Source organism: Shinella sumterensis (assembly GCF_004514425.2).
Classification (GTDB): domain Bacteria; phylum Pseudomonadota; class Alphaproteobacteria; order Rhizobiales; family Rhizobiaceae; genus Shinella; species Shinella sumterensis.
Genome location: NZ_MYFN02000004.1, coordinates 371676 through 384730, shown reverse-complemented (window position 1 = coordinate 384730; position 13055 = coordinate 371676). Strand labels below are relative to the sequence as shown.

Here is a 13055-nt window from a genome sequence, read left to right as displayed (position 1 = left end):
CTGGCCGATCCAAGGAGAACCAGATGCACGATCACTACCGGATGTTTTGCGCCTATAACGGCTGGGCGAATGCCAGGCTCTATGACGCGGTCGCCAAGCTCGACGACGCCGATTTCCGCCGCGACCTCGGCGCGTTCTTCCGCTCGCTGCACGGCACGCTCAACCATCTGCTCGCCGCCGACCGCATCTGGCTGAAACGCTTCACGGGCGAAGGCGACGCGCCGACCAGCCTCGCCGCCATCCTGTACGAGGACTTCGAAGGGCTTCATGCGGCACGGCAGAGGGAGGACGAGCGGCTTGGCGCCTTCATCGATTCGCTCAGCGAAGCGCAGATCGCCGCCGATGTGACCTACAGTCCGCTCAGCAATCCGGGCGAGATAACCCACCCGCTCGGCCTTGCGCTTACCCATGTCTTCAACCACCAGACCCACCATCGCGGACAGTGCCATGCCATGCTGACGGCGCTGGGCGGACCGAGCGTGCCGCTCGACCTCACCTATTTCGTCCGCAGCGAGGGAAAGGTTTTTCTGCACATCTGAGGTGCGGAGACGGGTCGACTCCTGCAATAGTAGTGATACAGTCGAGGAATATGGAAGCGCTCGACACCGATTTCGGGGGCTGCGGCATGCGTGTCACCCAGGTGACAGCCATGCGGCGATCGGTGGCAGCATAGTCGCTTCCGTTGGGGCCACGCTCATGGCGCGTGCCTCGCCCGATGAGAGGAAAGCTTATGGCAAGAACGAACGAAGAGTGGGCAGCCCTGCTCGGCAGTACGCTTTGCAAGATGGCGCGTGTGTATGGCACCGATGCCCCGAACGCCTACCTGCCGGAGGAGTGCTACCCGGTCATTGAGAAGACCTTCGAGGTAGCGCTGAAGGATGCGCGGGCGGAGGGCTATGCCGCCGCGTTGCGCGACCTGCAGCAGAACCGCATCGCGCGGGCCGCAAAGAAGCAGCGCCTGACGGTGATCGGCCAGGTGATGCGCGCCCTGCCCCTTGCGCGGCGCACCGCCTGACGGAACGGCCGGCGTCCATAGCGGGTGTCGCACAGCGATACACCCGATGGACCCGGCAATCGTCAGGAGACGGCCCATCGTTCGTGAGCGAACGTAAAATTAACCGCGCAATCCGATAGTTACGCCGACAATTCCTGCGCGTGGGCAAACCTGCCCGCGCCGAACCCGACGGCGTTTCATGAACAGCAAGGCGTCCACCGCTTCAAAGGACACACAACAGGCCGTTCCGCCGATCGCGGCGCGCATCGCGCAGCTGATGGCGAACCTCGGCATCGCAGCGCTTCCGCGCAACTACGAGCTGCTGTTCGAAGCACTGAACGGCAATGCCGGCGTGGCGCGGGAGATCGCGGCGCTGGGCAAGACGCCCGACCAGCTTTCGCTCGATGCCATCGCGCTACGGCATGCCCTGCCCAGCCACAATGCGCTGGCGGCCGGCAAGGCGGCCGACGACGCCGTGCGCGTGCTCTGCGAAATCGCCAAAACCGCCGAGGAGAGCCAGCGCCAGCGCGCCGTCGCCGTGCAGGAACTGGAGGAAATCGCCGCCCGCATGAAGCGTGACCCGGTGCTCGGCATTTCCGACTTCGCCAGCGATGCGACGCGGCTTCTTTCCCTCACGCAGGATATTCTCGGCACCGACCGGATGGCGTCCGCCCGCATCGGCGACCTGCAATCCCATCTCGACAGCCTGCGCTCAGGCCTCGTCACAAGCCGCGAGGCGCTGACCCACGACCCGGTGACGGGGCTCGCCAACCAGGCCGCGCTTCTCGGCCATCTCAAGGGCATCTTCGAGGACAAGGCTGCGGCGGGCACATGCGCATTGCTGGTGTTCCGCGTCGAGCAACTGCGGGAATTCGCCGAAAGCCACGCCGCCGGGGCGGACGAGAAGACGGTGAAGCGGCTGGCCACCCTCTTCCGCCAGTCGGTGAAGAAGAACGACCTCGTCGCGCGCACCGGGCCGGACCTCTTCTGCCTGCTGCTCAGCGACGTGACACGCGAGATCGCCACCGGCATCGCGCGGCGGATGGCCGACAAGGTGGCGGACATGCCGTTTCCCTTCCTCGACCGCGAACTGCCGGCGGGCTTCCTGACGCTGACGGCCGGTCTCTCGATGACCGATTCGGCAAAGACGCCCGTAATGCTCTGCGAACAGGCCGACCAGGCGCTGGCCTATGCGTCGGAGACGGGGATGGCGCTGCGCATCTACTCCGCGGAGGTGGCCGAGCGGGCCGGCCGCACCTATCGCGGCGGCGCGGCCGCCTGAGACGGCGCAAAGCGCGCAAAAGCGCTTCGCACTTTCGCGGGATTTGGTTATAGACCCGCCATGATCACGATTTCCGGCCTCACCGCCCGCATCGCCGGGCGTCTCCTCATCGACAACGCGTCGCTTTCGCTGCCTTCCGGCACGAAGGCGGGTCTCGTCGGGCGCAACGGCACCGGCAAGTCCACGCTGTTTCGCATCATCACCGGCGCGCTCTCGCCGGAGGCCGGGACGATCACGCTGCCGAAGAATGCACGCATCGGCCAGGTGGCGCAGGAAGCCCCCGGCACGGACGACGCGCTGATCGAGATCGTGCTGGCCGCCGACAAGGAACGCGCCGCGCTTCTCAAGGAGGCGGAGACGGCCAGCGACCCGCACCGCATCGCCGAAATCCAGACGCGGCTCACCGATATCGGCGCGCATTCGGCCGAGGCGCGCGCGGCAAGCATTCTTGCCGGCCTGGGCTTCGACCACGAGGCGCAGCAGCGGCCGGCGAAAAGCTTCTCCGGCGGCTGGCGCATGCGCGTGGCGCTGGCGGCCGTGCTGTTTTCCGAGCCGGACCTGCTTTTGCTCGACGAGCCGACGAACTATCTCGACCTCGAAGGCACGCTGTGGCTGGAAGACTATGTGCGGCGCTATCCGCACAGCGTGATCATCATCAGCCACGACCGCGACCTGCTCAACACGGCCGTCAACGCCATCGTGCATCTCGACCAGCAGAAGCTGACCTTCTACCGCGGCTCCTACGACCAGTTCGAGCGCCAGAAGGCCGAGAACGACGAATTGCAGATGAAGGCGAAGGCCAAGAACGACGCCGCGCGCAAGCATCTGCAAAGCTTCATCGATCGCTTCCGCGCGAAGGCGACGAAGGCGCGGCAGGCGCAAAGCCGCATCAAGGCGCTGGAGCGCATGGGCACGGTGGCCGCCGTCATCGAGACCCATGTGCAGCCGATCACCTTTCCCGAGCCGGAAAAGCAGCCGGCCTCGCCGATCATCGCCATCGAGGGCGGCGCGGTGGGCTATGCGCCGGGCAAGCCGATCCTCAGGCAGATCAACCTGCGCATCGACAATGACGACCGCATCGCGCTGCTCGGCTCGAACGGCAACGGCAAGTCGACCTTCGCCAAGTTCATCTCGGGCCGGCTGGAGGCGGAATCGGGCGTGGTCAAGCGGGCGCCGGGGCTGAAGATCGGCTTCTTCGCGCAGCACCAGCTGGACGACCTCATTCCCGACCAGTCGCCCGTCGAGCATGTGCGCCGGCTGATGCCGGAGGCGCCGGAAGCCAAGGTGCGCGCCCGCGTGGCCCAGATGGGGCTTGCGACGGAAAAGATGTCCACGCCCGCCAAGGACCTGTCTGGTGGTGAAAAGGCACGCCTCCTCATGGGCCTTGCCGCCTTCGACGCGCCGAACCTGCTCATTCTCGACGAGCCGACCAACCACCTCGACATCGACAGCCGCCGCGCGCTGATCGAGGCGCTGAACGATTACGAGGGCGCCGTCATCCTCATCTCGCACGACCGGCACCTGATCGAGGCGACCGTCGACCGGCTGTGGCTGGTCAACAACGGCACCGTGAAGGCCTTCGAAGGCGACATGGAGGATTATCGCGGCCTCATCGTGCAATCCGGCAAGCGGGACGACAAGGACAAGCCGGCGGCGAGCGGCGATACCGCCAACAAGGCCGACCAGCGCAAGGCCAATGCCGACCGGCGCGCGCAATTTGCGCCGCTCAAGAAAAAGATCAATGAAATCGAATCCCTGACGGCGAAACTGAACAAGCAGATTCAACTGCTTGATGCGGAGCTTGCGGACCCCGCGCTCTACGAGAAGAGCCCGGCCAAGGCCGCCGAGAAGGCCAAGCTGCGCGCCATGGCCGCCGACAAGCTCAACGAGGCCGAGGAGCAATGGCTGGAGCTGTCGGCGGAATACGAAGAGGCGATGGCCGGCTGACCAGCCCGGCCGGCCCGGCACAACGCCCGCAAAACCAGCGTGTCGCGCGCGCCATCCTCTAAGACGAAAGTCGTAGCGAGGGGGATTTATCCTGCCCTATCTTCGCTTGAAACCCGCATCCCGGCATGATTAGCTTTCCCCGGTCACACAGGGTGGGGTTGAGGAGCCCTGCCCGCCACTGGGAGGAAACCATGGATCGCCGTTCGTTCATCAAGAAAGCCGGTGTCGCAGGTGTGGGCGGCGCAGCCTCCGCCGTGCTCGCTGCGCCGGCCCTCGCGCAAAGCAACCCGAAGATCAACTGGCGGCTCGCCTCGTCGTTCCCGAAATCGCTCGATACGATCTATGGCGGCGCGGAGGTGTTGTCGAAATACCTTTCCGAAGCCACCGACGGCAATTTCCAGATCCAGGTCTTCGCGGCCGGCGAAATCGTGCCGGGCCTCCAGGCCGCCGACGCCGCATCCGCCGGCACCGTGGAAGCCGCCCACACCGTGTCCTACTACTACTGGGGCAAGGACCCGGTCTGGGCGCTGGGTGCGGCCGTGCCCTTCGCGCTCAATGCGCGCGGCATGAATGCCTGGCAGTACCACGGCGGCGGCATCGACCTGTTCAACGAGTTCCTGGCGACCCAGGGCCTGATCGGCTTTCCGGGCGGCAATACCGGCGTGCAGATGGGCGGCTGGTTCCGCAAGGAGATCAAGACCGTCGCCGACCTCCAGGGCCTGAAGATGCGCATCGGCGGGTTCGCGGGCAAGGTCGTCGAGAAGCTCGGCGTCGTGCCGCAGCAGATCGCCGGCGGCGACATCTATCCTGCTCTGGAAAAGGGCACGATCGACGCGGCCGAATGGACCACGCCCTATGACGACGAGAAGCTCGGCTTCGTGAAGGTCGCGCCCTACTACTACTATCCCGGCTTCTGGGAAGGCGGCCCGACGGTGCATGCGCTGTTCAACAAGACGGCTTACGAAGGTCTTCCGAAGAACTACCAATCGCTGCTGCGCACCGCCTGCCAGGCGACCGACGCCGACATGCTGCAGAAATACGACTGGCTGAACCCGCCGGCGATCAAGCGCCTCGTCGCGGCCGGCGCCAAGCTCAGCCCGTTCAGCCAGGAGATCCTGTCGGCCTGCTTCGACGCCGCCAACGAGGTCTATGCGGAGATGGAAGCGGCAAACCCGATGTTCAAGAAAATATGGGATTCCATCAAGGCCTTCCGCGGCGAGTATTACCTCAACCTGCAGATCGCCGAATACAACTACGACACCTTCATGATGCTCCAGCAGCGCGCGAACAAGCTTTAATCAGCACGTCGGAACGAAACATGGAAAACCCCGGAGCGGCGACGCTCCGGGGTTTTCGTTTTTTGTTTGAGTGTCGCCGGATGGGCAGCGCTTTGCGGTGCCCATCCGGCTGCCGCCCCCCGTCAATTGAACGACGGCGGGCTGGAGAGATCGGTGGCGGGTTTCTGTCCGGTGCCTTGCTGGCCGCCTTCGGCCGGCTGCTGCGCACCGCCGCCGTCCAGCGGGTTTCCGGCGGGCAGTTGCAGGCCGCCGGGCAAGCCGAGGCCGCCGCCATTGTCCGGCAGGCCGAGACCGCCGCCGCTGCCGCCGAAGCCGGGGACCTCGATCTTGATCGTGGCGGGATCGACGCCGCTGCCATCACCCTTGTAGTGCATGACCATGCCGGGGAACATGATGGTCAGCGCCACCATCAGGATCTGGATGCCGACGAAGGGGACCGCGCCCCAGTAGATCTGGCCCGTGGTGACCGGCTCCATGCGCTTGCCGGTGACCTTGTCGAGATAGGGAATCTTGGCGGCGACCGAGCGGAGGTAGAAGAGCGCGAAGCCGAAGGGCGGATGCATGAAGCTCGTCTGCATGTTGATGCCGAGCAGCACGCCGAACCAGATGAGGTCGATGCCGAGCCTGTCGGCGGCGGGTGCGAGCAGCGGCACGATGATGAAGGCGAGCTCGAAGAAATCGAGGAAGAACGCCAGGAAGAAGACCAGAACGTTCACCGCGATCAGGAAGCCCGTCTCGCCGCCCGGCATCGAGACCAGCAGGTGCTCGACCCACAGGTGCCCGTTCACGCCGTAGAAGGTGAGCGAGAAGACGCGCGCGCCGATGAGGATGAACAGCACGAAGGACGAGAGGCGCGTGGTGGCGGCAAGCGCCGAGCGCATGACGTCCAGGTTGAGCCGGCCTTTCGCCGCCGCCATGACGAGCGCGCCGACCGCACCCATGGCGCCGCCTTCCGTGGGCGTGGCGATGCCGAGGAAGATGGTGCCGAGCACCAGGAAGATCAGCGCCAGCGGCGGGATCAGCACGATGATAACCTGCTGGGCGAGCCGCGACATCATGTTGATGTTCAGGCCCTTGTCGGCCAGCGCCACGATATAGATGAAGATGACGCCGACCGTGCCGCCGAGGATATCGGCATTCTCGCCATGCGTCGGGTAGAGATAGACATGTGCGGCATAGGCGATGCCGGCCGCCACGGCGAGCGCGACGATCAGCGAGGTGACGCCCGACCCGAGCGACCGCGCCTCCAGCGGGAGCGCCGGCATGGAGTCCCGCTTCAGGAACGTCATGATCAGGATGTAGAGCATGTAGAGCCCGGTCAGGACCAGGCCGGGAATCAGCGCGCCTGCATACATGTCGCCGACGGAGCGGCCGAGCTGGTCGGCCAGAACGATCAGCACGAGCGACGGCGGGATGATCTGGGCGAGCGTGCCCGAGGCGGCAATGACGCCCGAGGCGATCGACCGGTCATAGCCGTAGCGCAGCATGATGGGCAGCGAGATGAGGCCCATGGCGATGACCGAGGCGGCGACGACGCCGGTGGTGGCCGCCAGCAGCGCGCCGACGAAGATGACCGCATAGGCCAGGCCGCCGCGAATCGGCCCGAAGAGCTGGCCGATCGTGTCGAGCAGGTCCTCGGCCATGCCGGACCGTTCGAGCACGATGCCCATGAAGGTAAAGAAGGGGATGGCGAGCAATGTGTCGTTCGACATCACCCCCCATAGCCGTTCCGGCATCGCGTTCAGCAGCGGCCAGGAGAGGTTGATCGAATCGGAGAGCGGCGCGAGTTCCACGCCGATGACGAAGAAGAGCAGACCGTTTGCCGCCAGCGAGAAGGCCACGGGATAGCCGAGCAGGAGGAACACGATCAGCGACACGAACATGATCGGTGCGAGGTTGTCAGCGATGAACTCGATCATGCGCCCTTCTCCCCAGCCACGGCCGTATCGAGCGGCGCGTGCGTCGGCACGTAGGGGGTGGGATCGTCCATGTCACCGCGCATGATCGCGATCTTCTTGATGATCTCCGAAACGCCCTGGGCGGCCAGAAGCAGGAAGCCGGCAAGCAGGATGGCCTTGGCGGGCCAGACGATGAGGCCGCCGGCGCTGGAGGAGCCCTCGCCCGAGCGATAGGACATCAGCACGTAGGGCACGAGGTAGTAGATCATCAAAAGCACGAAGGGCATCAGGAACAGGCAATGGCCGAGCAGGTCGATCCAGTGCTGCACCCGGCGGGAGAACTTGCCGTAGACCACGTCGATGCGGATGTGCTCGTTCTGCGCCAGCGTATAGGCGGCGGCCAGCATGAAGGCGCCACCGAACAGATACCACTGCGCCTCGAGCCAGGCGTTCGACGATATGTTGAATGCCTTGCGGACGACGGCATTGCCGGCGCTGACGAGTACGGCAACCAGGATGAGCCAGCCGACCGCCTTGCCGACACTTTCCGTGACAGCATCGATCAGCCGGCTGAAAACCAGCAGTGTCTTCATGAATATTCCTCCCCGCGTGGCGTTCTTTTTCTATGGTGCCCAGCCTGGCCAGAGTGCCAATTTCATCGACGCTTGCAAGTCAGAAACCGGACCGGCACCACCCTTATTAGACAAAAGACGAATGCCGCGCGGCGGGCCGCAGACGTGGTGCATAAGGAATAGGCAGTTATCGCCACGATGATGCCTTGCCGCGGCAAAGGGTTCTGCTAAAACAGCGGCGCAATCATCATACAAATGAGGGTGGAGACATGGCACCGATCAATCTCGCAATCGTCGGCGTCGGCAAGATCGTGCGCGACCAGCATCTTCCGGCCGTCGCCAAGAATGGCGATTACACGCTGATCGCCGCCGCAAGCCGGCATGGCGTGGTCGACGGCATCGACAATTTCAAATCGATCGACGAGATGCTTGCGGCCGTGCCCGCTATCGACGCCGTGTCGCTCTGCATGCCGCCGCAATACCGCTACGAGGCTGCCGAAAAGGCGCTTTCGGCCGGCAAGCACGTCTTCCTGGAAAAGCCGCCGGGCGCGACGCTTTCGGAAGTGGCCGATCTGGAGGCGCTGGCAGCCTCCAAGGGGCTTTCCCTCTTCGCCAGCTGGCATTCGCGCTATGCGCCGGCCGTGGAGGCCGCAAAGCGCTTCCTGTCCGCCACGACGATCCGCTCCATGCAGGTGATCTGGAAGGAAGACGTGCGCCACTGGCACCCGAACCAGGACTGGATCTGGCAGGCGGGCGGCCTGGGCGTGTTCGATCCCGGCATCAACGCGCTATCGATCGTCACCCACATCCTGCCGCGGCCGGTCTTCATCACCGAGGCCACGCTGGAATTCCCTGAGAACCGCGACGCGCCGATCGCCGCCGCCATCACCTTCACCGACGCGAAGGGCCTCGACCTCAAGGCCGCGTTCGACTGGCGCCAGACCGGCAAGCAGAGCTGGGACATCGTGGCCCAGACCGAGGCCGGCGAGATGGTGCTGTCGGAAGGCGGCGCAAAGCTTTCCATCGACGGCACGCTCACGCATGACGAGCCGGAGCAGGAATATCCGATGCTCTACAAGCGGTTTGCGGAAATCATCAAGGCGGGACGGTCGGATGTCGACCTGGCGCCGCTGCGCCACGTGGCGGACGCCTTCATGCTGGGGCGGCGCAAGTTCGTCGACGCTTTTCACGATTGAGAAAAGGCCCGCTTCGGCGGGCCTTTTGTCGTTCAGGCCTGTGCGGCGAGCGGGCGCGGCTGGGGGCGCTTGAGCAGCATGACCGACAGCGCGGCGAGGATGCACATCAGCCCCGCGATCTGCAGCGCCGGCATGTAGGTGTTAAAGTCGCTCTTGAGGTAGCCGGCGCCGAAGGCGGCAGTGGCCGCGCCGAGCTGGTGGCCGGCGAAGACCCAGCCGAACACCAGGCCGGCCTTCTCGCGGCCGAAATTCTCGGCCGCCAGCTTGACCGTCGGCGGCACCGTGGCGACCCAGTCGAGGCCGTAGAACACGGCGAAGACCGACAGTTCCACGAAGCTGAAGCCCGAGATGGACAGATAAAGCAGCGACAGGCCGCGCAGGCCGTAGAACCAGAACAGCAGGACGCGGTTGTCGTAGCGATCCGACAGCCAGCCGGCGAAGACGGTGCCGAAGAAATCGAACACGCCGATGACGGCGAGCGTGCTTGCCGCCGTGACGGCCGCCATGCCGAAATCGCCGCAGATCGAGATCCAGTGCGTCTGGATCAGGCCGTTGGTCGAGAGGCCGCAGACGAAGAACGTGCCGAACAGCACCCAGAACACCGGATTGCCGGAGACGCTCTTCAACGTGACGAGCGGTGCGAGCAGCGTGGCGCCAAGCTTGTGATCCTGCCTCGGCGGCGCGACGACCGCCGTTTCGCCATAGGCAGGAAGACCGACATCGGCCGGGTGATCGCGCATCATGAGAAGGACGAGCACCATCGCGGTGGCGATGACGGCGACGGAGAGCGTGAGCGCCGTGCGCCAGCCATAGGCTTCCGTGAGGGCGGCGAGCAGTGGCAGGAAGACGAGCTGGCCCGTCGCGTTGCTCGCCGTCATCAGGCCGACGACGAGGCCGCGGCGCTTGGAGAACCAGCGGGTGGCGACGGTCGCGCCGAGCACCAGCGCCGTCATGCCCGTGCCGACGCCGATGACGACGCCCCACAGCAGCAGCAATTGCCAGACCGCGGTCATGAAGAAGGACAGGACGATGCCGCCCATGATGAGCGACAGGGCCGCCGCCACCACCTGACGGATGCCGAAATGGTTCATGAAGGCGGCTGCGAAGGGGCCGAGCAGACCGAAGAGCACGAGCCGAACGGCCATGGCCGAGGAGATGTCGGCGATGTCCCAGCCGAATTCCTGGTGCAGCGGCTGGATCATCACGCCCGCCGAGCCCATGGCGCCGGCCGTCGCCAGCATGGTGAGGAAGGTGGTCGCGGCCACCACCCAGCCATAGTGCACATTCCTGGCCGCCATCCATCTGGCGACATTTGCCGAAACCATCGTCACGTCCCTTTCGTCAGCACCGGCGTCGCGGTGGAATTGCGGGTATATACCCTTTTAAAAGCAAAAAAGTCAGAGCGCCGCGAGGAGATCCCGCAGCCGGCCGGCGCCATCCGCGCCCAGGCGGGTTTCGATATCGGCCTGCGCGCGATCCCAGAGCGGCGCCCCTTCAAGCAGGATCGCCTTGCCCGGCGCGCTGACCAGAAGCGTCGCCTCGCGCTGATCCTTGCCGGGTCGGATTTCCACCAGCCCCATGCGCTCCAGCACCTTGGCATTGCGGCCGACGGTCGAGCGGTCGAGTTCGACCCGGGCGGCCAGATCCGTCAGCGATACCGGCGCCATGCGGTTGATGTTCCGGAGAAGGCTGAACTGGGCGATGTTCACGCCAAGCGGGGCCAGCGCCTCGTCATAGTAGGACGAGACCCTGCGCGACGCCTTGCGCAGCAAAATGCAGTGGCAGAGATCCTTGCTCATTTCGCGGGTATATACCCATGATTCCGAACTTGCAAGACGAGAGCGCAGACGATCGCCCTATCAGGCCTTCTTCATCCAGCGCCCGTCGGTGTCCTGCTGCCAGTAGGTGAGCTGGTGGCCCTCGCCTTTCAGGCGCTTCCAGTGCTCGCGCGCGGTCTCGACCTCCGCCTGGTCGTAGCCGTCGAACATGAAGATCACGCGCTCATAGGCATCGAGCGGCGGCGGGACCGCACCGGCGACGATGAAGCGCACATTCGCGGCGTTCGCATTGTCGGGCGTTGCCGTCACCAGCACCGGCTGGTCGGCGGCGAAAGCCTGCTCGTCGGTGCCGTGCGGCAGGAAACTGTCCTCGCGGAACGTCCACAGATGGGTGTCGATGGCGTCGCGCCGTTCGGCATCGCCGGTCTGCACGACGACGCGCCAGCCGCGCTCGAGGCTCTTGTCGAGGAGCGGCGGCAGCGCATCCTCGAGCTTCGATTCGGTCAGGTGATAGAAGAGGACCTCGCTCACCTCATCCCTCGTAATTCGCGCGCACGAGCTCATCGAGCAGCCGCACGCCGAAGCCCGAGGCCCAGGACTGGTTGATCTCGTCCGTCGGAGAGCCCATCGCCGTACCGGCAATGTCGAGATGTGCCCAGGGCGTGTCCTTGACAAAGCGCTGGAGGAACTGGGCGGCGGTGATCGATCCCGCGTAACGGCCGCCGGTGTTCTTCATGTCGGCGAACTTGCTGTCGATCATCTTGTCGTATTCGCGTCCGAGCGGCATGCGCCACAGGCGTTCGTTGGTGGCGAGACCCGCCGCGGTGAGGCGCGTGGCGAGCGTATCGTCGTTCGAGAACAGGCCCGCGTGGTGGCTGCCGAGCGCGACCATGATGGCGCCGGTCAGCGTGGCGAGGTTCACCATGAACTGCGGCTTGAAGGTCTCGTTGCAGTACCAGAGCGCATCGCACAGCACGAGCCGGCCCTCGGCATCCGTGTTGATGACCTCGATGGTCTGGCCCGACATGGATGTCACGATATCGCCGGGGCGCTGCGCATTGCCGTCGGGCATGTTTTCCACAAGGCCGATGATGCCGATGACATTGGCCTTCGCCTTGCGCGCGGCAAGCGTGTGCATGAGGCCGATGACGGCGGCCGCGCCGCCCATGTCGCCCTTCATGTCCTCCATGCCGGCAGCCGGCTTGATGGAGATGCCGCCGGTATCGAACACCACGCCCTTGCCGATGAAGGCGATCGGACGGTCCTTCTCCTTGCCGCCCTTCCAGTGCATGACCGCAAGGCGCGGCGGACGCACGGAGCCCTGCGCGACACCGAGAAGTGCTGCCATGCCGAGTTTCTTCATCTCGCGCTCGGTGAGGATATCCACCGCGACGCCGAGCTTCTCCAGCGCCTTGGCGCGGGCGGCGAACTCGACGGGGCCGAGCACGTTGGCCGGCTCGTTGACGAGGTCACGGGCGAGGATGACGCCCTCGGCGACGGCGTCGGAGACCTCGCTGGCCTTCTTTGCGGCGCTGGCGGCGGCGGTGACGAGCGTCACCTTCACCGGCTTGCCGGGCTTCGCCTCGTCTTCGTCGCCCTTCTTGGTCTTGTAGGTATCGAAGCTGTAGGCGCCGAGCTGCATGCCGAGCGCGAAATCGGCGGCGTTGCGCGCGCTGACCGTGACGCCGGGCGCATCGAGATAGACGGTCACCTTGTCGGCCCGGCCGATCTTGGCGGCCGCGGCGCCGCCGGCCTTCAACCAGTCATGCGCAACGAGCCGGTCCGCCTCGCCGAGGCCGAGCACGCGGATGCGATCGACCGGGGCGCCGTGGGGGGCGAGAACGTCCAGGCTCTTCAGCGCCTTGCCGGTGAATTTCGCCACGTCGGCCGCGCGCGCCACGACATTGCCCGGGTCGACATCCGCCAGCCCTGCGGCCGGCTGGCCGGCGGCCTGCAGGAGGATTGCGACGCCGCCCGAAGCGCGTGCCGTCTTTGCGAAACCGATGTCGAACCTGGATGCCATGACTTACTCCGCATGTGACGCCGGAACCCGCCGGCGGGGCGGGCAAGGCCCGCGATCACATCGACTC

12 protein-coding genes are annotated in these 13055 nt (G+C 65.4%); 6 read left to right on the top strand and 6 right to left on the bottom strand.

The genetic code is table 11. The features are described from left to right. Nucleotides 1–23 precede the first annotated feature (23 nt). The 5 genes from B5M41_RS10980 (at nt 24) to B5M41_RS10960 (ending at nt 5521) form a co-directional block, all read left to right on the top strand. Nucleotides 24–539: a DinB family protein gene (locus tag B5M41_RS10980; protein ID WP_134649854.1), complete on the top strand. Its 516-nt coding sequence runs from the start codon at nt 24–26 to the stop codon at nt 537–539. A gap of 191 nt (nt 540–730) precedes the next feature. After that, nucleotides 731–1015, top strand: a complete 285-nt coding sequence (locus B5M41_RS10975; RefSeq protein WP_134649853.1) for a hypothetical protein — start codon at nt 731–733, stop codon at nt 1013–1015. Nucleotides 1016–1193: 178 nt separating this feature from the next. Continuing rightward, nucleotides 1194–2276: a GGDEF domain-containing protein gene (locus B5M41_RS10970; RefSeq protein WP_134649852.1), complete on the top strand. Its 1083-nt coding sequence runs from the start codon at nt 1194–1196 to the stop codon at nt 2274–2276. 60 nt (nt 2277–2336) lie between these two features. Further along, the gene (locus tag B5M41_RS10965) at nt 2337–4223 is read left to right on the top strand and encodes an ABC-F family ATP-binding cassette domain-containing protein (RefSeq protein ID WP_134649851.1); all 1887 of its coding nucleotides are present in this window, start codon (nt 2337–2339) and stop codon (nt 4221–4223) included. 191 nt (nt 4224–4414) lie between these two features. Beyond that, nucleotides 4415–5521 (top strand): TRAP transporter substrate-binding protein, encoded by a 1107-nt coding sequence (locus B5M41_RS10960; protein ID WP_134649850.1) that lies wholly within the window; start codon nt 4415–4417, stop codon nt 5519–5521. Between the two features lie 122 nt (nt 5522–5643). On the opposite strand, the gene B5M41_RS10955 is transcribed toward B5M41_RS10960, so the two are convergent. Together B5M41_RS10955 and B5M41_RS10950 are read right to left on the bottom strand one after the other, a co-directional pair. After that, nucleotides 5644–7440, bottom strand: a complete 1797-nt coding sequence (locus B5M41_RS10955; protein WP_134649849.1) for a TRAP transporter large permease — start codon at nt 7438–7440, stop codon at nt 5644–5646. Next, nucleotides 7437–8012, bottom strand: a complete 576-nt coding sequence (locus B5M41_RS10950) for a TRAP transporter small permease subunit (protein ID WP_134649848.1) — start codon at nt 8010–8012, stop codon at nt 7437–7439. Before B5M41_RS10950 ends, B5M41_RS10955 begins: the two co-directional genes overlap by 4 nt. Nucleotides 8013–8260: 248 nt before the next feature. On the opposite strand from B5M41_RS10950, the gene B5M41_RS10945 reads away from it, so the two are divergent. Then, a complete protein-coding gene (locus tag B5M41_RS10945) occupies nt 8261–9187 on the top strand; it encodes a Gfo/Idh/MocA family protein (protein WP_134649847.1) in 927 nt (308 codons plus the stop codon). A 32-nt stretch (nt 9188–9219) separates the two neighbouring features. Here the strand turns inward: B5M41_RS10945 and B5M41_RS10940 are convergent, their stop codons facing one another. The 4 genes from B5M41_RS10940 to B5M41_RS10925 form a co-directional block, all read right to left on the bottom strand. After that, entirely contained in the window at nt 9220–10512 is a 1293-nt protein-coding gene (locus B5M41_RS10940) for an MFS transporter (RefSeq protein WP_134649933.1), read from the bottom strand. 72 nt (nt 10513–10584) lie between these two features. Next, nucleotides 10585–10986: a MarR family winged helix-turn-helix transcriptional regulator gene (locus B5M41_RS10935; RefSeq protein ID WP_134649846.1), complete on the bottom strand. Its 402-nt coding sequence runs from the start codon at nt 10984–10986 to the stop codon at nt 10585–10587. 60 nt (nt 10987–11046) lie between these two features. Further along, a complete protein-coding gene (locus tag B5M41_RS10930; RefSeq protein ID WP_134649845.1) occupies nt 11047–11496 on the bottom strand; it encodes a DNA polymerase III subunit chi in 450 nt (149 codons plus the stop codon). A gap of 1 nt (nt 11497) precedes the next feature. Then, entirely contained in the window at nt 11498–12988 is a 1491-nt protein-coding gene (locus tag B5M41_RS10925) for a leucyl aminopeptidase (RefSeq protein ID WP_134649844.1), read from the bottom strand. Nucleotides 12989–13055: the final 67 nt, after the last annotated feature.